The organism is Candidatus Microthrix parvicella Bio17-1 (genome assembly GCF_000299415.1).
Lineage (GTDB): Bacteria > Actinomycetota > Acidimicrobiia > Acidimicrobiales > Microtrichaceae > Microthrix > Microthrix parvicella.
Genome location: NZ_AMPG01000001.1, coordinates 100,165 through 119,537, shown reverse-complemented (window position 1 = coordinate 119,537; position 19,373 = coordinate 100,165). Strand labels below are relative to the sequence as shown.

Sequence of the window (19,373 nt, the reverse complement as noted above, 5' to 3'; positions counted from 1 at the left end):
GCCCACAAGCAGTGGTCGGTGCGGATGCCGAGGGCTCAGGCCTTGCCGTGATTGCGGCGACGGATCGCACCAAAGACAACCAGGTTGATCAGGTGGGTCACGCCGACGATGAGCAGCAGCAGAGCCACCCGGCTGATCAGTACCCGAATGGCCGCCTCGCCGCCTGACGGTATGCCGATGCCCACCATCAACATGGCCAAGGCCAAGGTGAACAGGGCCGAGCCCACCAGCATCATCTGGTTGACCGACCTGGCCTGGTCAGGATCCGGGAAAACGTCCTCAAGATAGGTCTGACCGCTCTCTCGCATCAAAGGGCCCAGTGCGGCCAGCAGCGCAATGGCCACCCCCAGGTAGACCACGGCCGAGATCACCAGCGAACCCATGCTCACGCCTCCTTGTTCGGGACGATCGGGGCCACCGCGGTTGGACCGTGCCCGACCGGTTCGTCGACGGCCGGACCGTCGGTGTCCGCTCGCTCCTCGGCGATGCGACGGCCGAGGTACCAGTAGGCACCGAGGTTGACGAAGAAGGCCGCTCCGACGAGTGCCAGCAGGCCCGCCAATCGGATGAACAACGACATGACGGCCTCTTCGGAGGTGTCAGCCGACCCGATCCCCATCAGGAACAAGGCAAGTGACATCGTGATCAGCGAGAGCCCGGTGACCAGCAGACGGTTGACCGCTTCGGCGCGTTCCTCCGTGCTGAACACGTGCGTCAGGTACTCCTTGCCGGACCGCTGCCACTGGGGGATCACGGCGATCACCAGGGCGAACGCGATCACCAGGTAGATGAACGTGGTCACGACGACGGCGTTCATTGCGCGTCGGCCATCAGAACGGCAGATATTTCTGAAGTCGCAACGCGGCGCTGAGCCGCTCGGCGTACTCCTTTGGGTGGCTGGGGCGCTGCACCAGATCAAGCAGGTGTGAGCGGGTGGAGATGTTCTGAGACTCGGTGTACTTCAGCAGCCCGACCGCGCCGTGGCGCCGCCCAACGCCGGACACCCCAACACCGCCCATCGGTGCGTCAAGGCTGGACCATGCCGCCGCGTAGCCGTCGTTGACGTTGACGGTGCCGGCCTGCAGACGGCGCGCGATGGCCCGACCGCGTGAGGCGTTGTTGCACAGGACGCTGGCGTTGAGCCCGTACTCGGTGTCGTTGGCGGCGGCGACGGCCTCGTCGACGTTGGCCACCGGATAGATCGACACCAGCGGGCCGAAGGTCTCCCCCCGGTACACGTCGGCGTTCTCCGGCACGTCGACGAGGATGGTCGGCTCGTGAAACCAGGGCGCCAGATCGGGTCGGGCGTTGCCGCCGCTGAGTACCCGGGCGCCCTTGGCGACGGCGTCGGTCACGTGTTCGCGCATCTTGTCCAGTTGGTCCTGTGAAGCCAGCGGCCCCATCTCGGGCCCGTAGCCCACCTCGGCGCCCAGGCGAAGCGCAGCGGTGGCCTCGGCAAAGGCGTCCATGAACCGGGCCGCCACCTCCTGCAGGACGTAGATGCGTTCGATCGAGATGCAGAGCTGGCCTGAGTTGGCGAAGCAGGCGATCGTGGCCAACCTGGCGGCCCGCTCGATGTCGATGTCGTCGGTGATGACCATGGCGTTTTTGCCGCCAAGCTCGGCCGAGAAGTCCACCAAACGGGCGGCGGACTGCTGGGCGATCTTGGCGCCGGTCTCGCTCGAGCCGGTGAACATCACGTAGTCGGCCCCTTCGATGATGGCGGTGCCCACCACACGACCCTGCCCGGTGACCACGCGCATCAGGCCCTTGGGTAGGCCGGCCTGCTCCAGCAGTTCCACGGCACGCAGCGCGGTGTAGGGGGTCTGGCTGTCGGGCTTGATCACCACGCCGTTGCCCGCCATCAACGCAGCGATGGCATCGCCCACGGCCAGCGACAGCGGGTAGTTCCAAGGCGAGATGATGCCGACGACGCCCTTGGGCACCCGGCGCTCGATCGTGGTGATCAGCCCGGGGAAGGCACTGGCCCGCTTCGTCTCGGCCAGCAGCCTGGGGCCCTTTTTGGCGTAATAGCGGGCGGTGATGGTGGTGTCGGCCACCTCCTCGAACGCCCAGGCTCGGCTCTTGCCGTTCTCGAGCTGGATCAGGTCACACAGCTCTTCGCGATGGTCCAACACCAGGTCGGCATAGTCGGCCAGAATCGCTGCCCGCTCCTTGGTGGAGGTCTCGGCCCACATGCGCTGGGCGCGGCGGGCGCCGGCGAGCGCCGCGGTCACGTCGTCGACGGTGCCGATCGGCATCAGGCCCAACGCCGAACCGTCGATCGGTGACATCACGGTGTGCTGGGGTCGATCGTCGTCCAGCAGATCCACGCGTCGGGCCAGACGATTCAGCTCGGGCCGCTCGGGTGCCGAACCCTGACGGGCGCCCGTGGTGGGCGTCGGGCCCTTGGGGGTCGTCGTGCCGGCAGTGTGTGGTTCGGTCGTCGTCATGGCCGGCAGGTTACAGCGGAGCCCGGTATTCGACCTCAGCCCGGACGAACCGTCCGGTCAGGGCATGAGGCCGACGGTGGGGAGTCCGGCGACTTCGCGAAGCCCAAGCATCAGGTTGGCGTTCTGGATGGCCTGGCCGGATGCTCCCTTCACCAGGTTGTCGAGCGCCGAGATCACCACCAACCAGCCGGTCCGGGGGTCGACCCGGGCGGTGAGGTGCACCGTGTTGGCACCAAGGGTGGCCTTGGTCGAGGGGCCGGCCTCGGAGACCACGACGAACGGCTCGTCAGCGTAGGTTTCGTGCAGCAGGTCAAGCGCCTTGGCGGTGGTGAGGTCGTCGGTGGGCCGCGCATAGCTGGTGGCCAGGATGCCTCGGTTCATCGGTGCGAGGTGCGGGGTGAACAGCACCTGGGCGCCGGTGGTCAACTCCATCTCGGCGGTGTGGCGATGGTCGAGCAGGCCGTAGGCGGTGAAATTCTCGTCGACAGTGCAGAACGTGGTGTTGGGCTTTGGAGGACGACCGGCACCCGACACGCCGGAGGCCGCATCGACGATGATGCCGGTCAGCTCCACCAGACCGGCGCTCGTGAACGGCACCAGCCCCAGCGAGGGGCCGGTCGGATAACAGCCGGGATTGGCCACGAGCGACGCCTCCGACACCCGGTCACGACACAGCTCGGTCAGCCCGAAGACCGCCTGATCGAGCAGTTCGGGGGCGGTGTGCACGTCGCCGTACCACTGTTGATAGCCGGCGGCGCTGGGCAGTCGAAAGTCTGCGCCGAGGTCAACGACCTTGCCCGCCCGGGGCAACAGCTCGGCCATGAGTTCCATCGACGATCCGTGGGGGAGACCGCAGAACACCAACTCGACGTCGTCGGCCAGGCCGGGCTCGTAGGGCACGAATGCCACGTTGGCGTAGGCGGCGGCCAGCGACGGATACAGCTCGCCCACCGGCGTTCCCGCCTGGGATGCGCCGGTGGCGAAGGCGATCTCCAGGTTGGGATGACCGGCCAGCAGGCGCATCAATTCGGCGCCGGTGTACCCGGACGCCCCCACGATGCCCACGCGGACGGTCCGGTCGGTTGCGCCGGCCGGCCCGGTGCCCCGATGTGGAGCCTCGGACCCGTGCGTCGTGCCCGGGGTTTCGGAAGAGCTGGTCGTCATAGGAGGGCAGGGTACCAGCGTTACAAGTTTGTGCAATGCGTTGCATGAACTACTGGCTCTGGGTAGTGTCACGTGATGACCGAGCCCATGGCCACGGATCGCCGGCAACATGGCGGCGATCCGTCACCCGTCGGTGAAACCGCCCTCAACGATGACGAGGGGTCGAGCGACGCGTTGGGCGGTTTTCGGCGTGACGTTGACGTGCTGTTGCAGGCCTTGCCGTACATCCAACAGTTTCGGGGCGCCACGGTGGTGGTGAAGTTCGGCGGCAACGCCATGGTGGACGCTGCGCTGGCGAACGAGTTCGCACGAGACATCGTGTTGATGCATCAGGTTGGGCTCCGACCGGTGGTGGTGCATGGTGGCGGACCGCAGATCGGCGCATGGCTTGACCGCCTGGGGCTCACCTCCAGCTTTGTCGGCGGGCGTCGGGTGACCACCGCTGAGACGCTGGAGGTGGCGTCGATGGTGTTGGTCGGCAAGGTGAACCATGAGCTGGTTGCCTCGATCAACGCCCACCATCCGGTGGCGGTCGGGCTCTCGGGCTCGGCCGCACAGCTGCTTGAGCTGACGCCGGCGGCTGAGGAACTGGGGTTCGTCGGCCAGGTCACCAACGTGAAGCCCGAGCTGATCAAACGGCTGCTGGACGAGCAACTGGTGCCTGTGATCTCCACCATCGGCACCGCCGGAGGCCAGAGCTACAACGTGAACGCCGACGACGTGGCCGCCGCGGTGGCCGAGGCGCTGCGGGCCGAGAAGCTGATCTTCCTCACCGACGTGCCGGGCGTGCTCACCGACCAGGACGACCCCAACAGCCTGCTCGCCACCCTGACCGCCGGTCGGGCGAGGGCACTGATCGGTGACGGCACCATCGGTGGGGGCATGGTGCCCAAGATCGAGGGCTGCCTCCGGGCGCTCGACGCCGGGGTGGGCAGCGTGCACCTGGTGGACGGGCGCCAGCCGCACGTGTTGCTCCTGGAGCTGCTGACCGACGCCGGCGTGGGCACCATGCTCACGCGCACCTGAACTGGAGCCCGATATGCAAAGCGCGAACGCCGCCAATCCACACCTGCACCAGCCTCATGCCGCCGCCATGGGCGCGCCCGCCGGCATGGAGCACTGCCCGATCATGCCCACGTACGGCCCTCCGTCCATCATGTTCGTCGAGGGATCCGGTTGTTGGCTGACCGACCGTGAGGGCAAGCGTTACCTCGACCTGTTGTCCGGTCTGGCGGTCACCTCGCTGGGACACTCGCACCCGGCGGTGGCCGAGGCCGTGTCGCGGCAGGCCCAGCGGTTGGTGCACACCTCAAACCTGTATGCCACCGAGCACGCCGGGCCGGTGGCCCAAACGCTGGACCGGCTGCTGGGCGGCGGCGGGCAGGTGTTCTTTGCCAACAGTGGGGCTGAGGCCAACGAGTGCGCCATGAAGCTGGCCCGAAAGTGGGCCGGGCACGGTCGTCATGTGGTGGTCAGCACGTATGGATCGTTTCACGGACGGACGATGGCCACCCTGGCCGCCACCGGGCAGCCGGCCAAGCACGAGCCGTTTGCCCCGATGCCCGATGGCTATCGGCATGTGGCGTGGGCCGACCTTGCACACCTTGAGTCCGCGATCGACGAGACCGTGTCCGCCGTGATCATTGAGCCCATCCAGGGCGAGGGCGGTGTGCACCCGGCCGACCCCGAATACCTGGCGGGAATCCGTCGGCTGTGCGATGAGCGCAACCTGCTGATGATCCTCGATGAAGTGCAGACCGGCCTGGGTCGCACCGGCGAGTGGTTCGGTTTCCAGCATGCTGATGTGGCCCCGGACGTGGTGACCATGGCCAAGGCGCTGGGCAACGGGGTGCCCATCTCCGCATGCTGGGCCAAGGCGGAGGTGGCGGCGGCGTTCCAGCCGGGCGACCATGCCACGACCTTTGGTGGCAACCCCCTGTGCACGGCTGCCGCCCGGGCCACCCTGGAGGTGATGGAGGACGAGGACGTTCCCGGGAAGGCCCGGCACGCCGGTGCCTTGCTGCGCGGGGCCTTGGAGGAACTGCGAGGGGTTTCCTCGGTTCGCGGTGCCGGGCTGCTGTTGGCGGTTGAACTGGATGGTCTTGACGCCCCGAAGGTTGCGGGCGACCTGTTGAGCGCCGGGGTGATCGTCAATGCCGTGACGCCAACGGCACTCCGGTTGGCGCCCAGCCTGTTGATCAGCGACGACGAGGTCGCCGAGGCCACCCGGCGCATCGGGGTCACGCTTGCGGCCAATCGGGCTGAGGTCGACTGATGGACGCCGGAACCTTGCCCCCGACCTTCCAGATCCCAGCCTTCCCGGACTCGATCGATTGGATCCACACATGACCGATGCAACGCCCGTCAATGGCGCAGTGGCTCACTTCTTGTCGTTGACCGACCTGACGGTGGCCGACCTGGCCGATGTGCTCGCTCGTTCGGCCGACCCCAATCCGCCGGCGGAGCTCTTGAAGGGACGGGGTGCAGGACTGATCTTTGAGAAGCCGTCGGCCCGCACTCGCAACTCCACCGAAATGGCGGTGGTGCAACTCGGAGGGCATCCGGTGACGATTCGGCCCGATGAGATCGGCCTGGGTGAGCGCGAGGCGATCCGCGATGTGGCCCGGGTGTTGTCGCGCTACTTCGCCGTGCTGGGTGCCCGCACGTTCGCACACAAGACGCTGACCGATCTGGCCGAATGGTCGCAGGTGCCGGTGGTGAACCTGCTGACCGACGACGGACACCCCATTCAGATCCTGGCCGACCTGCTGACCCTCCAGGCCGAGTTCAACACGTTGGAAGGCCTGGAGGTGGCTTGGGTGGGCGATGCCAACAACGTGGCGCGATCGTTGATTGAGGGCTCGGCGTTGGCGGGCTACTCCGTGCGGATGTGTGGGCCGGACGGCTATCGGTTTGATGATGAGGAGTTGGCTCGGGCCGTCGGTGCGGGCGCCAACGTCACCGTGGTGAACCGTCCGGTCGAGGCGGTGGCCGGGGCGCACGCCATCTACACCGACACCTGGACGTCGATGGGCCAGGAGGACGAGGCGCAACGTCGTCGCGTGGCATTTGCTCAATTTCAGGTGACCGAGGCGTTGCTCGACGCGGCCCACCCCGATGCCATCCTGTTGCATTGTCTGCCGGCCCACCGTGGCGAGGAGGTGACCGATGCGGCGCTCGACGGGCCCCGCAGTCGGGTGTTTGACCAGGCCGAGAACCGCATGCACGCCGCTCGGGGGCTGATCTGGTGGTTGGTCGAGCGAACGGACGGATCACGAACCTCAACCTCGGGCAACGGAGACCTGTCCCTGAACCTGGCGGGGCGGTCCGGTGGGTGAGCCCAAGGCGTTGTCGAAGCATCAGCGGCAGCATCGCATTGCGTTGCTCCTGAGCGACGTGCGCGTGACCAGTCAGGCGCACCTGGCCGAGCTGTTGACCGGGGACGGCATCGACGTCAATCCGTCCACGGTCAGTCGCGACCTGGACGAGCTGGGTGCGGTCAAGGTGCGGATTCCAGGCGGCGATGCGGCCTACGTGATCCCCGAACTGCCCCGAGATCAGCTGGCTCCAGTCGATCACCTGCGACGCGTGCTGGGTGAGTGGGTGGTGGAGGTGGCCCGCAGCGGGGAACTGGTGGTGCTGGCCACCCCGCCCGGTTGTGCCCATGTGGTGGGATCCGCCTTGGACCGCTCGGGCCTCGCCGGCGTGCTGGGAACGGTGGCGGGCGACGACACGCTGCTGGTGATCGCAGCCGAGGATCCGGGCGGCGCCGCAGTGGCCGGGTCGATCGCCGAACTCGCCGGGCTGGAGGGTGGTGGATCCCGACCCGGCCCAACCGTGAACCCAACCGGGTTCATCGCCCCGCCGGGGCGACGGTGAACGACCCTCCCAGCGGGTCGGGAATCCAAACAGGTACCGACGTGGTGCCGGAGTCCGAGCTGCGGTTGATCCGGCCAAACGGCTCGGTGCGGGATGCCTGGATCGCCGGCTGGCGCGAGCACATCAACCTGCCCGGTTTGAAGGTGAGGGGTCTGGTGGCCAAGCTGGATACGGGCGCGCGCACCTCTGCGCTGCACGCCCGAGTGCTCAACCGCTCCGCCGATCGCAGGGGCCGTATCTGGTTGAGTTTCGAGTTGCTTGCCCCCGAGGAGGACGCCGGAGCCGACCCGCCCGAGCCGGCTCGGAAGCCGCCGGCGGCCGACGCCGCAGCCGGGCAACGGCCGGCCGGGGTCACCTCCACTTCGGTTCCATTGGTGGTACCCGAGGGTCCGGCTCGTGCGTTGTGGGTTGGGGATCGGGTGATCCGGTCATCCAATGGGGCCGAGGAGCTTCGCCCGGTTATCCGCACCAAGATCGAGCTGGGCGGACACCGCTGGAGGGCCGAGGTGACCCTGGCCGAACGGGGGACGATGGGCTACCCGCTGTTGTTGGGGCGCACCGCTCTCCGGCAGCGCTTTCTGGTGCACCCGGGGCGCAGCTTTCTTGCCGACGCGCCCTCGGTGGTGGCCGACACCTGAACCGTCCTACTCGCCTCGGTCGAGGGCGGGGGTGATGTCGCCCTGCGTGAGCGTGCCGATCTTGCGGTAGATGTCCAGCTTGTCCCTGGTGTCGGTGATGTCGAGATTGCGCATCGTCAGCTGCCCAATGCGGTCGAGCGGCCCGAAGGCCGAGTCCTCAACACGCTCCATCGACAGGCGCTCCTCGGCGTAGGTGAAGTTCTCGCCGACCGTGTTGAGAATCGTGTAGTCGTCGCCGCGTCGCAGTTTGATGGTGACCTCGCCGGTGATCGTCGAGCCCACCCAACGCATCAGCGGCTCACGGAGCATCAAACACTGGGGGTCGAACCAGCGGCCCTCGTACAGCAGGCGCCCCAGACGGCGGCCCATCGTGGCGTAGTTCTCCAGCGTGTTCTCGTTGTGGACGGCGGACAGGAGTCGTTCGTAGCCGATCTGCAGCAGCGCCATGCCGGGCCCCTCGTAGATTCCCCGAGACTTGGCCTCGATGATCCGGTTCTCGATCTGGTCGGACATGCCCAGCCCGTGGCGGCCTCCGATGGCGTTGGCTTCCAACACCAGGTCGACCTGGGAGTCGAACGCAGCGCCGTTGAGGGTGGTGGGCCAGCCCTCGGTGAACCCGATGGTCACCTCCTCGGTGGCGATCTCCACCTCGGGGTCCCAGTGGGCCACACCCATGATCGGGGTGACGAGCTCCATCGAGGTGCCAAGGTCTTCGAGCGCCTTCGCCTCATGGGTGGCGCCCCAGATGTTGGCGTCGGTTGAGTACGCCTTCTCGGTCGGGTCGCGATAGGGCAGGTTGTTTGCCTGGAGGAACTCGCTCATGCCCTGACGGCCGCCGAGCTCGTCGACGAAGGTGGGGTCGAGCCATGGTTTGTAAATGCGAAGGTTGGGGTTGACCAGCAGTCCGTAGCGATAGAAGCGCTCGATGTCGTTGCCCTTGTAGGTGGAGCCGTCTCCCCAGATGTCGACGCCGTCGTCGGCCATCGCCCGCACCAACAGCGTTCCGGTGACCGCCCGGCCGAGCGGGGTGGAGTTGAAGTAGGTGCGTCCGGCGGTCTTGATGTGAAACGCCCCGCACTGGAGCGCGATGAGGCCTTCGCGCACCAGTTCGGCCTTGCAGTCAACCAACCGGGCCAGCTCGGCGCCGTACTCCTTGGCTCTGACGGGCACCGAGTCGAGGTCGGGCTCGTCGGGCTGACCGATATCGGCTGTGTAGGCACACGGGATGGCGCCCCGTTTGCGCATCCATGCGACCGCCGCCGAAGTGTCGAGGCCGCCGGAGAACGCGATGCCCACCCGCTCGTCACACGGGAGCTCGGTCAGCACCTTGGCGGCAGACTGCGAGTCGGGACGCGGGGGCGTGGTGGTGTTCGTCTCGGGTTCGTTGGAGGGAAGCGACATGGCCGCCAGACTAGTGGTGGCCTGTGTGGTTCCCGACCGGTCGACCAGGGTCGGTGGCCGTCGGAATGGGGGGCGTGCCCCGCGGGGTCTGCGGTCAGTTCACGCCATCGAAGCCGATAGGGTGCGCCGGGCTCTCAGCCACCGCTCGCTTTGCCCTTCGACGCTTTCAAGGCCGCACATGAAGATCGCCATCCTGTCCCGCAATTCCAACCTGTACTCGACGAATCGATTGAAGGAAGCAGCCGCCGAGCGAGGTCACGACGCCAGGGTCGTCGATTACCTCCGTTGCTACATGAACATCACGGCCCACCGACCTCAGATCATCTATCAGGGGAGCGAGCTGGAGGGCTTCGACGCCGTCGTGCCCCGCATCGGTGCCAGCCACACCTTTTATGGCACCGCGGTCGTGCGGCAGTTCGAGATGATGAAGGTGTTCTCGGTCAATGGCAGCCAGGCGATCAGCCGCAGCCGTGACAAACTGCGATCCCTGCAGCTGCTCAGCCAGGGCGGTATCGGCCTGCCGGTCACCGGCTTCGCCCACTCGACCAAGGACATCGAAGGGCTCTTGGAGACGGTGGGCGGCGCTCCGGTGGTGGTGAAGTTGCTCGAGGGCACTCAAGGCATGGGCGTGGTGCTGGCCGAGACCAAGAAGGCCGCCGAATCTGTGATCGGTGCGTTCCGGCAGTTGGACGCGAATATTCTGGTGCAGGAGTTCATCAAGGAGGCCAAGGGTGCCGATATCCGGGCGCTGGTGGTGGGCGGCCGTGTGGTGGCATCCATGCGCAGACAGGGTCCGCCAGGGGAGTTTCGCTCCAACCTGCACCGTGGCGGATCGGCCGAAGTGATCAAGCTGACCCCCGAGGAGCGCTCGACGGCGTCACGGGCGGCCAAGATCACCGGCTTGGCGGTGGCCGGGGTGGACCTGCTTCGGTCCAACCACGGGCCGGTGGTGATGGAGGTGAACTCGTCGCCCGGCCTGGAGGGCATCGAGCAGGCGACCAACATCGACGTGGCGGGCAAGATCATCGCCTACGTTGAAAAGAATCAGCCGGCGGCGGCGACGAAGCGGCCTCGCCGTTCCAGCACCTGAGCTGAGCCGGACGACGACGATGGCGCCTCGCGAACGAGTGCCAAAGAACGACCCCGTCGAACTGGGTGGCGTCACGGTGCTTCCAGGACGTCGAGCGTCGATCGAGTTGCCGGTGGCCCGTCTGCCCACGCGGTCGTGGATGTCGTTGCCGGTCGTGGTCCTGTGCGGAGCCCGACCCGGGCCGACGGTTTGGTTGTCGGCGGCGGTTCACGGCGATGAGTTGGTGGGTGTCGAGATCATCCGGCAGGTGATGCGGGGCATCGACCCGCGACGCCTGTCGGGCACGGTGCTCGCCGTGCCGGTGGTCAACGTGCCCGGGTTTCTCGCACAGAGCCGCTACACACCTGACCGTCGCGACCTCAACCGTTCCTTTCCCGGGTCACCGAGGGGCTCCCTGGCCAGCCGCCTGGCACACCTCTTCATGACCGAGATCGTGTCTCGTTGCGACGTCGGACTCGATCTGCACACGGGGTCGAACCACCGCGAGAACCTGCCGCAGATCCGCTGCAACACCGACGATCCGGTGACGCTGGCCATGGCGAAGGCGTTTGCGCCGCCGGTGATCATGCACTCCAGGCTGCGTCCGGGTTCGCTGCGCGATGCCTGCACCAAACGGGGTATCCCCGTGTTGCTGCTCGAAGCCGGCGAGGCCCTGCGGTACGCCGAGTACCCGGTGGAGGTGGGGGTGCTTGGGGTGCGCCGCACCCTGGCCCACCTCGGGATGCTGCGCGATGCACCCGACCCGCCACGCCGACGGCCGCCGGTGATCCGATCCTCAACCTGGGTGCGGGCCCGCCGAAGCGGACTGGTGCGTTTCAGCGTGGACCTTGGCGATCGGGTGATCGCCGGCGAACGGATCGGGACGGTGGCAGACGCTCATGGCCATACCCGGTCGATGGTCAAGAGCCGGGCCGATGGCGTGGTGATCGGCATCACCCGCAACCCGCTGGTGAACCAGGGTGATGCGCTGGTCCACCTGGGTGAGTTCGCCGATTCAGGCCGTGGCATCGCCCGCGATCCGGGTTCGTAGCAGCGCCTGGCCGGTCTGGCCGAAACGCATCGAGGTAGGTGGAGGCCGGCTGCCGCGCAACAGATCGTTGCGCTCAGTTAGGAACCCCTTATAGGCTTGGTAAGGCGACCTCCAGGAGGGGGCCTCTTGTCGAGACGGGGAGCTGGTAATCAATGGTCGTTTGTCATTGTCTGGCGTTGAATGATCGAACGATCACCGAGTTGTGCACCGACGGCCCGGTGACGGTGGATGACGTGGTGGCCCAGTGTGGAGCCGGGGGGCGTTGCGGCGGCTGTCGACCGACGATCGAAGCTCTGCTGGCCGACCGCCAGGCGAGATCGGCGACGCCGGTCAGACTCGGGTCTGCAACCGACCCCAATCGGGTAGCGTCGGCGGCATGAAGGGTTCCCCGCAGATCATCGAGTTCCTGAACGAGGCGCTGACCGCCGAGCTCACTGCCATCAACCAGTACTTCGCCCACGCCAAGCTGTGTGAGAGCTGGGGTTGGCACCGCCTGGCCGGCAAGTATCGCGAGGAGTCGATCGAGGAGATGCGCGACGCCGAGAAGCTGATGGACCGCATCCTGCTGCTGGATGGCATGCCCAACATGCAGCGCCTGGGCAGCGTGAGGGTGGGTGAGACCCCGCTGGAGCAGTTCGAGTTGGACAAGGCGCTTGAGGAGGCTGCGGTGGCGATGTACCGACGCGGCTCGGCGCTTGCGTCGGCAGAGGGCGACCCCGGCACCCGGGAGTTGCTCGATGACCTCGTGGTCGGCGAGGAGGAGCATCTCGATTGGATCGAGACCCAGTTGCACGCAATCGGCGACATCGGCATCGAGCGATATCTCCAATCGCAACTCGGCGGCTGACTCGGGCCGCCGCCTTGAGCGGTTCCACAACCCTCAGATGTTGAGGATCAGGTTGGCGAACCCGAAGTAGATCAGCAGCCCCGACGCGTCGACCAGCGTGGTGATCAGCGGCGCCGAGACGACCGCCGGGTCGATGCCAAGCCGTCGGGCGACGAAGGGCAACGCTGCGCCGGCCATCGTCGCCCAGGTGCAGATCGACACGAGCGTGGCAGCGACGACGAGGGCCAGGTTGGGTTCCCAGATCAGCGCCACCGGGACGAAGGCCGCCGCGCCGAGCATCAACCCGAGCATCAACCCCACCCGGGCCTCCCGCCAGACGACACGCCGCACGTCCTCGGGGCGCACGTCGGCGACGGCCAGCGCGCGCACCATCGACGTGGAGGCCTGGGACCCGCAGTTGCCGCCGGTGTCGATGAGGAGCGGAATGAACAGCGCCAGGGCCACCACCTGAGCCAGCGAATCCTCGAAGACCTGCAAGACGTTCACGGTCAACGCGGCAGCCACGATCAGCACCAGCAGCCAGAGGGCGCGAGTGCGGGCAATGCTCACGACCGACATTGCCAGATATGGCGTCTTTGCCGGGGTGCGGGCTCCCTGAAGGGCCGCGTCCTCGCTTTCTTCGGCCGCGAGCACGTCCATGGCGTCATCGACGGTCAGCACGCCCACCAGACGCTGCTCGGCGTCGACCACCGGCAGGGCGATCAACCCCTCGGTGCTGACCAGCCGGGCTGCCACCTCCTGGTCCGCGTGGGTGGACACGAACTTGACGTCGGTGTTCATCAGGTCGCCGACCAGGTTGTCCCGATCGGTCACCACCAGCGCTCGCAACCCGGTGACGCCGATCAGGTGACGCTCGTCGTCGAGCACGGGCAGTGCGTAGATCGTTTCTGCGTCGACCCCATCGGTGCGGATCTTGGCCAGCGCCTCACCGACGGTCATCGCCGCCCGGAGCGAGACAAACTCCGGGCTCATCAGGCGACCGGCCGACTCCTCGGGGTACCCGAGCAACGTCGTGGTGAGCGTGAGTTCCTCGGGGCTCAGCGCCGCCAAAAGTCGGTTGGCCACCTTGGCGGGCACCTCGTCGAGCAGGCGCACGCGGTCGTCGGGGTCGAGTTCCTCGATCAGGTGCACCACCCGATCGGCCCGCAGCCCGCCCAGCAGACGTTGCTGATAGGTGGGCTCGAGGGCCTCGAATACCTCGGCCGCCCGATCGCGTTCGAGCAGCCTGAATGCGACGCCCATCGCGTCGTCGTCCAGCCGGGCCAGCTCGGCGACGAGGTCGCGCATTCCCATCGTGGCCAGGTGATCGCTCAGGGCCTGGGTGTCCTCCGAGCGCACCAACGAGGCGATCGGAACGTGGGCAGTGGCGGGGTCGTTCGGCAATGAGGCGGCCATTCCTGGGCGGGTTGGGACTGATGTTGCCCTCCACCATCACATATTCGGCCGGCCTCACATATTCGAACGGTCTCACATATTCGGCCGGCCGCCCGTAGGCGGCAGGCCTCAGGCGGGGCTGAGCAGGCAGGCAGAGTCCAGCATCTGGAACTCCCAGCCGACCACCCTGAGGTCGTCGGCGGTTGCGTTCAGCAGCCGACCGGTGATCGGTCGGGCCCGGGTGACGGCCGAGAGGTCCACCCGAACGGTGCCCGGCGTTGCGGAGGCACAGTGATCGGTGAGGTGGTGCACCAACTGTTCCGTGGACACGAAGTCCAGTTCCCCGCGCACGATCACCGTGTGGACCCCGTCAACGTCGCTGGTCTCAGCGATGGGCGACAGCGGCGACCTGGGGTGGCGCAGGAGGTGCATGCCGAAGTGGTCCGACAGTTCGGTCAGGGCCTCGACCCCCCGGACGCTGTTGCCGCGCTGGTCCAGCGGGGCGCTGTGTACGCCGATGCCGAACTGGCCGGGCAGAATCGCCACGATGCCGCCACCCACTCCGCTCTTGGCGGGCAGCCCCACCCGCACCATCCATTCACCGGAGTAGTCGTACATGCCGCAGCTGGTCATCATCGACAGGGTGTGGCGGGCCGCGGGTTCGCTGACCACCCGGTCGCCGGTCACCGGGTTGATGCCGCCGTGGGCGAGCGTGGATCCCATGATCGCCAGATCCTCCACGGTCACCTCAAGCGAGCATTGCCGGAAATAGACCTCGATGGCGTCGTCGACCGGGGTGGCCAGACGACCTGCGGCCAGGGCCAGGTAGGCAAGTGCCCGATTTCGGTCGCCGGTGGCCGTCTCCGACGCCAGTACGGCATCGTCGAGGTGCAGGTCTCGCCCTGCGAAGGCCGACAGGACCGCCTGCACGTTGTGACCCTGGTGCTCGACGTCGGCGCCAGGCACCATCGAGCTGATCACGATGGCGCCGGCGTTGATCATCGGGTTGTCCGGACGGCCGGTGTCGGGTTCCAGGCTGATGGCGTTGAACGGCTCGCCGCTTGGTTCGAAACCGACGTTGTTCGCCACCTCCTCAAGCCCGAGCGCATCGAGCACCATGGCGTACACGAACGGCTTTGAGATCGACTGGATGCTGAACGCCGTATGGTCACCGGCTCGATAGCTGCGACCCAGCACGCTGGTCATCGCGATGCCGAACCGGTTTGGGTCGGCGGTGGCCAACTCCGGTATGTAGTCGGCCACCCGGCCGCCGTGCTGCCTGCACGCGGTGATCAGGAGGTCGGCGAGGCCGGCACTGATGTGGTCGGCGGCATGGTCGGGCAGATCGGGCTGGGGGCGCGCCGACGCGGTGGTGGGTGTCACTGGGGTCAACACGGTGGCGGACACTACCCCTCGGCAACGGTTGAGCCGCCCGGTCGGATCACGTCGACCCAGAGGAGTTCCTGCGCAACGCTGGTTTCCGGAAACCGGGCTTGGGCCTCGTCAAGGAGCCCGTCGATGGTGTCGTAGCGCGACGAAAAGTGGGTGAGCAGCAGGCGTTTGGCGTGTGCCGCCTCGGCTAGGTGGGCAGCGTCGAGTGCGGTCGAATGCCCATGTTTGTCGGCCAGTGATGCGTCGGTCCGGGCGAAGGTTGCCTCGTGGACCAGCAGGTCGACGCCCGCGGCCAGGGCGCGGGCGCCCTCGCATGGACGGGTGTCGTAGGCGAATGCCACCGATGACCCCGCTCTGACGGGCCCGGTGACGTCGGACGCCCAAATGGTGGATCCATCCGGCGCGCTGACCGGTTCGCCGCGTTGGAGGCGTCCGAGCAGTGGGCCATGCGGTACGCCGAGCTGTTCGAGACGCGCAACGTCGAGGCTTCCCGGAGCATCGGGCGCCTCGAAACGGAACCCGATTGTTGGCACCCGATGGTCGAGTGGCGCGATCGCCACGGAGACCTCGGAGATCGGTGTGAGGTGCGTCAGTGCCTGGCCGGACAACACCGCAGGGTCGTGCTCCTCGAGTTCGAGGGGAATGGTGATCGTCAGCGCCGGGGTCGCGGCCAGTCCATCGATCAGGTCGGACAGGCCCGTGGGGCCGATGAGGCGCAACGGGCGTCGGCGGTCGTCCATGCCCATCGTGCCGAGCAGGCCGGGCAGGCCGAGGACGTGATCGCCGTGCAGGTGGGTACAACACACCGCGTCGATCGAGTTGGGCGGGATCCTGGCGGCAAACAGGCGATGCTGGGCTGCTTCGCCGCAGTCGACCAGCACCCTCACCCGTGGTCGGTTCGGGTGCGGAATCTCCAGCAGGCTGGCCGAGGTGTATCGGTCCCGGGTTGGTCGGCCGGCTCCCGTGCCGAGGGGCAATAAGCGCATCGCTCAGCCGCCCGGCGTCGGGGCGTTGAGTCTGCCGGCGACGGCTCTGTTGCCTTGAGGTCGGGCTTGATGAGACACGCCATCAACCTACGGGACCCACACCAGCGGTGGCGACGGAGGTCCCGCCGTGAACCGGGGCCTCCGTGAGCCGGTCGTTCGAGGGGATGGATATCGTGTCGATCATGATTCCGGCGACGAGGCAACCGCAGTGACCGACCCAGAGCATCCCACCGGCGCCACGGGCGATATCGCAGCGGTGGAACGTCCGACCGCGGAGGGTGGCATCGCCGGCGGGGGTGCGCTGTGGCACGGACGGTTTGGTTCCGGCCCGGCCGAGTCGCTGATGGCCTACACCGAGTCGATCAGCTTCGATCGACGATTGCTCGCCGATGACGTCACCGCATCAAAGGCACATGTCCGCGGGTTGGCCCGGGGTGGGTTGCTCGACGCCGACGAGGAGCGGGCGGTGCTCGATGCCCTCGACGCCGTGCTCGAGGAGGAGTTGGCGGGCGAACTGGTGGCCCACGCCGACGACGAGGACATCCACACGCTGATCGAGCGTCGCGTCACCGAGTTGGCCGGCACGGCCGGGGCAAAGTTGCACACCGGCCGTAGCCGCAACGACCAGGTGGCCACTGCGTTTCGGCTGTGGAGCCGCCGGGCGATGGCTGAGCTGGCTGCTGGCCTGGTGGGCCTGGCCCAGGTCCTGACCGATCGCGCTGTCGCTGCGGGAACCGGTGTCGATGCGCCGTCGATCCCCGGCTACACCCACCTGCAGCGGGCTCAACCCGTGCTGCTGGCCCACCACCTGGCCGCCCACGCCTGGGCGCTGCTACGAGACACCGACCGCATCAGCGACTGGATGGCGCGTACCGATTGGAGTCCCCTGGGGGCCGGTGCCCTGGCCGGGTCGTCGCTGCCCCTCGATCCTGCGGGCACCGCGTCCGATCTGGGCCTCGCCAGACCCTTCGACAACTCTCTTGACGCCACTTCGGACCGGGATTGGGTGGCCGAGGCCACGTTCATCGTGGCGATGGCGGGCGTACACCTGTCGCGCATGGGTGAGGAGGTGGTGTTGTGGACCTCCGACGAGTTCGGCTTTGCCGTGCTCGATGATGCCTACGCCACCGGGTCGTCGATGCTCCCTCAGAAGAAGAATCCCGATATCGCCGAGCTGGCTCGGGGCAAGGCGGGGCGTCTCATCGGCAACCACACCGGGCTGCTCGCCACCCTGAAGAGCCTGCCGATGGCCTACAACCGGGACCTCCAGGAGGACAAGGAGCCGCTCTTCGATGGTGTCGACCAGCTGGGCCGGGCGCTGTTGGCCATGTCGGGCCTGTACGCGACGCTGCGGTTCAACACCGAGGCGATGGCTCGCGCGGCCAATGCCCCTGGTGCGGTGGCCACCGACCTGGCCGAACTGTTGGTGGTCTCGGGCATGGCATTTCGGGAGGCCCATGCGGTGGTGGGCGCACTGGTGCGACGATCCCTGGACGAGGGGGTCGCCCTCGTTGATCTGGTGGCGGAGGAACCCAGGCTGGGGCCGCGCGCCGTCAAACTGTTCGAGCCGGGCGCATCGGTCGCCAACCGCACCACCCCGGGAGGTGCCGGTCACGCACCGGTCAGCGCTCAGTTGAAGGCGTTGACCGATGCAGTGGCCGCTTCCGCGCAGCGCTGGGTGGGCTGGTCGCTTCCGTGAGCTGGGTTCGCACCGCTGCGCCCCGGCGGCTTTGGTGACGGCCGGGAGCCCGGGTTCGTGGGCACCCCCGCCTGGGGAGGCCGGTCCGCTGGTGGTCGAGGTGGCACGTGCGTTGCTCGGCTGGCGGCTGATCAGCGACGTGGGACTCGAAGATGGCGACGCTTCGCTGGATGCCCGGATCATGGAGACGGAGGCCTACGGCTCGGCCGAGATCCACGGTGGCCCCAACGACCCTGCCTCCCATGCGTTTCGCGGTCCGACCTCGCGTAACCGTTCCATGTTCGGCCCCGCCGGGTGCCTGTACGTCTACCGGTCCTATGGCATCCATTGGTGCGCCAACGTGGTGGTTGAGCCGGAGGGGTCCGCGGCGGCGGTGCTGCTGCGGGCCGCCGAGCTGTCAACTGGAAACCCGACGGTCCGGCGGCTGATGGGACAGCGTCGCCCCAAGGCCCGGTGTGACACCGACTGGGCAAACGGACCGGGCAAGCTCTGCGCTGCGCTCGCCATCACCGGGGAGCACGACGGCCTCGACCTGTTTGACCCGGCGTCACCGCTGCGATTGGTTCCACCTGAGCCTGGATCGCAACCGCGTGGGGGCGCACCGGCGGCGAATGTCACGCCGAGGATCGGCATCAGCAAGGCCGTCGACCTGCCCTGGCGCTTCACCGCAGCTTGAACGCAAGCGAGCTTGCTCCACGCCGGTGCGATTGGTGACGTAGGCCGCTCAGACGTCGTCGGGGGTGGCGCACAGGTTGATGTTGTTTACCCTTGCGAATCGATCGATGTAACGGCTGACCTGCTTGTCGTCGCGCAGCGACTCGGTGAACACGGCGTCTTTGCGGCCTTGTTCCAACTGTGTGGCGAAACGTTGCCGGTCGTCCAAGTGCCTGTCCCAGTCACCCAGCCATTCGGTGACCAGGTCGGCGTCGGCGCCCGTCGATGGCGGCGGGATCGCAGCCAACTCGTCGGTCATGGTGGTGAAGATGGTGATCGTGCTGTTGACGGTGTCGGCCCGGTCCTGCGGGGTCTTGGCGTCGGAGGCCTGGGGCAACTTGTCGTAGGCGGCCCGTTGTTCGGTGCACACGTCTCGGGCCGCTGAGGTCCAACGCTTGTCGTTGAGACGATCGATTGACTGGGTGGAACCGACACCGGCGAAGGCGGCCACCCACATGATGACGACGGCGAGGATGGCCACGCCGCCCAACACCATGCCGATTCGGCGCCGTTTCAGCTCATCAGCGGTGAGCGGTTCATGGGGTGAGTCATCGGCAGCGACGGGGGAGGCAGAATCCTTCGGTGGACGAGGGTCGCTGGCTGAGGGCTGGTTCACCTTCCCAGCCTGTCACCGCAACGGCATGGTCGGCACTTCGTCCCCTCGTGGCAGGGGACACGTACTCGGCGGCTCAGGGGCGCGACCCGG

20 protein-coding genes are annotated in these 19,373 nt (G+C 67.4%); 11 read left to right on the top strand and 9 right to left on the bottom strand.

What is annotated here, in order from left to right; translation table 11 throughout:
• Nucleotides 1–35: 35 nt before the first annotated feature.
• The 4 genes from MPARV_RS0100585 to argC are packed head-to-tail and all read right to left on the bottom strand — an operon-like array spanning nucleotide 36 to nucleotide 3,617.
• Nucleotides 36–389 carry a hypothetical protein gene (locus MPARV_RS0100585; RefSeq protein WP_012226830.1) on the bottom strand — a complete coding sequence of 118 codons (354 nt, stop codon included), beginning with the start codon at nucleotides 387–389 and terminating at the stop codon, nucleotides 36–38.
• Nucleotides 386–817, bottom strand: coding sequence for a hypothetical protein (locus MPARV_RS0100580; protein ID WP_012226828.1), 432 nt, complete (start codon nucleotides 815–817; stop codon nucleotides 386–388). Before MPARV_RS0100580 ends, MPARV_RS0100585 begins: the two co-directional genes overlap by 4 nt.
• A 13-nt stretch (nucleotides 818–830) precedes the next feature.
• Nucleotides 831–2,453, bottom strand: a complete 1,623-nt coding sequence (locus MPARV_RS0100575; protein WP_012226826.1) for a succinic semialdehyde dehydrogenase — start codon at nucleotides 2,451–2,453, stop codon at nucleotides 831–833.
• A 57-nt stretch (nucleotides 2,454–2,510) separates the two neighbouring features.
• Entirely contained in the window at nucleotides 2,511–3,617 is a 1,107-nt protein-coding gene (gene argC / locus MPARV_RS0100570; protein ID WP_012226824.1) for an N-acetyl-gamma-glutamyl-phosphate reductase, read from the bottom strand.
• A 75-nt stretch (nucleotides 3,618–3,692) separates the two neighbouring features.
• Between argC and argB the strand changes: the two genes are divergently transcribed.
• From argB to MPARV_RS0100545, 5 genes are all read left to right on the top strand, one after another.
• Nucleotides 3,693–4,643, top strand: a complete 951-nt coding sequence (argB, locus tag MPARV_RS0100565) for an acetylglutamate kinase (protein ID WP_020376860.1) — start codon at nucleotides 3,693–3,695, stop codon at nucleotides 4,641–4,643.
• 67 nt (nucleotides 4,644–4,710) lie between these two features.
• The gene (locus MPARV_RS0100560; protein ID WP_034395753.1) at nucleotides 4,711–5,892 is read left to right on the top strand and encodes an acetylornithine transaminase; all 1,182 of its coding nucleotides are present in this window, start codon (nucleotides 4,711–4,713) and stop codon (nucleotides 5,890–5,892) included.
• 70 nt (nucleotides 5,893–5,962) lie between these two features.
• On the top strand, nucleotides 5,963–6,955 hold the full coding sequence (argF, locus tag MPARV_RS0100555) for an ornithine carbamoyltransferase (RefSeq protein WP_012226819.1): 993 nt from the start codon (nucleotides 5,963–5,965) through the stop codon (nucleotides 6,953–6,955).
• Nucleotides 6,948–7,496: an arginine repressor gene (locus MPARV_RS0100550; protein ID WP_020376857.1), complete on the top strand. Its 549-nt coding sequence runs from the start codon at nucleotides 6,948–6,950 to the stop codon at nucleotides 7,494–7,496. Before argF ends, MPARV_RS0100550 begins: the two co-directional genes overlap by 8 nt.
• Nucleotides 7,493–8,134 (top strand): ATP-dependent zinc protease family protein, encoded by a 642-nt coding sequence (locus MPARV_RS0100545; RefSeq protein ID WP_020376856.1) that lies wholly within the window; start codon nucleotides 7,493–7,495, stop codon nucleotides 8,132–8,134. Before MPARV_RS0100550 ends, MPARV_RS0100545 begins: the two co-directional genes overlap by 4 nt.
• Nucleotides 8,135–8,140: 6 nt before the next feature.
• On the opposite strand, the gene argG is transcribed toward MPARV_RS0100545, so the two are convergent.
• Nucleotides 8,141–9,535, bottom strand: coding sequence for an argininosuccinate synthase (argG, locus tag MPARV_RS0100540; protein ID WP_020376855.1), 1,395 nt, complete (start codon nucleotides 9,533–9,535; stop codon nucleotides 8,141–8,143).
• A gap of 178 nt (nucleotides 9,536–9,713) precedes the next feature.
• Here argG and rimK point away from each other — a divergent pair, with 178 nt between their 5' ends.
• The 4 genes from rimK to bfr all read left to right on the top strand — a co-directional run bounded on the left by rimK (nucleotide 9,714) and on the right by bfr (nucleotide 12,502).
• A complete protein-coding gene (gene rimK / locus MPARV_RS0100535; protein WP_012226812.1) occupies nucleotides 9,714–10,625 on the top strand; it encodes a 30S ribosomal protein S6--L-glutamate ligase in 912 nt (303 codons plus the stop codon).
• Nucleotides 10,626–10,644: 19 nt separating this feature from the next.
• Nucleotides 10,645–11,655, top strand: a complete 1,011-nt coding sequence (locus MPARV_RS0100530; protein ID WP_051011858.1) for a succinylglutamate desuccinylase/aspartoacylase family protein — start codon at nucleotides 10,645–10,647, stop codon at nucleotides 11,653–11,655.
• A gap of 152 nt (nucleotides 11,656–11,807) precedes the next feature.
• Complete coding sequence (locus MPARV_RS25910; RefSeq protein ID WP_031276882.1) at nucleotides 11,808–12,035, top strand: (2Fe-2S)-binding protein; 228 nt, start codon at nucleotides 11,808–11,810, stop codon at nucleotides 12,033–12,035.
• Nucleotides 12,032–12,502: a bacterioferritin gene (gene bfr / locus MPARV_RS0100520; protein WP_020376852.1), complete on the top strand. Its 471-nt coding sequence runs from the start codon at nucleotides 12,032–12,034 to the stop codon at nucleotides 12,500–12,502. Before MPARV_RS25910 ends, bfr begins: the two co-directional genes overlap by 4 nt.
• Before the next feature lie 33 nt (nucleotides 12,503–12,535).
• Here bfr and mgtE read toward each other — a convergent pair whose 3' ends face one another.
• The 3 genes from mgtE to MPARV_RS0100505 all read right to left on the bottom strand — a co-directional run bounded on the left by mgtE (nucleotide 12,536) and on the right by MPARV_RS0100505 (nucleotide 16,254).
• Nucleotides 12,536–13,897, bottom strand: a complete 1,362-nt coding sequence (gene mgtE, locus MPARV_RS0100515; protein WP_012226800.1) for a magnesium transporter — start codon at nucleotides 13,895–13,897, stop codon at nucleotides 12,536–12,538.
• 108 nt (nucleotides 13,898–14,005) lie between these two features.
• Nucleotides 14,006–15,271 carry a glutaminase A gene (gene glsA / locus MPARV_RS0100510; RefSeq protein ID WP_100221239.1) on the bottom strand — a complete coding sequence of 422 codons (1,266 nt, stop codon included), beginning with the start codon at nucleotides 15,269–15,271 and terminating at the stop codon, nucleotides 14,006–14,008.
• 11 nt (nucleotides 15,272–15,282) lie between these two features.
• Nucleotides 15,283–16,254 carry a ribonuclease Z gene (locus tag MPARV_RS0100505; protein WP_020376850.1) on the bottom strand — a complete coding sequence of 324 codons (972 nt, stop codon included), beginning with the start codon at nucleotides 16,252–16,254 and terminating at the stop codon, nucleotides 15,283–15,285.
• Between the two features lie 208 nt (nucleotides 16,255–16,462).
• Here MPARV_RS0100505 and argH point away from each other — a divergent pair, with 208 nt between their 5' ends.
• Complete coding sequence (argH, locus tag MPARV_RS0100500; protein WP_238538791.1) at nucleotides 16,463–17,953, top strand: argininosuccinate lyase; 1,491 nt, start codon at nucleotides 16,463–16,465, stop codon at nucleotides 17,951–17,953.
• Between the two features lie 100 nt (nucleotides 17,954–18,053).
• Nucleotides 18,054–18,629 carry a DNA-3-methyladenine glycosylase gene (locus tag MPARV_RS0100495; RefSeq protein ID WP_157789399.1) on the top strand — a complete coding sequence of 192 codons (576 nt, stop codon included), beginning with the start codon at nucleotides 18,054–18,056 and terminating at the stop codon, nucleotides 18,627–18,629.
• Nucleotides 18,630–18,677: 48 nt separating this feature from the next.
• On the opposite strand, the gene MPARV_RS0100490 is transcribed toward MPARV_RS0100495, so the two are convergent.
• A complete protein-coding gene (locus MPARV_RS0100490) occupies nucleotides 18,678–19,283 on the bottom strand; it encodes a hypothetical protein (protein ID WP_012226794.1) in 606 nt (201 codons plus the stop codon).
• Nucleotides 19,284–19,373: the final 90 nt, after the last annotated feature.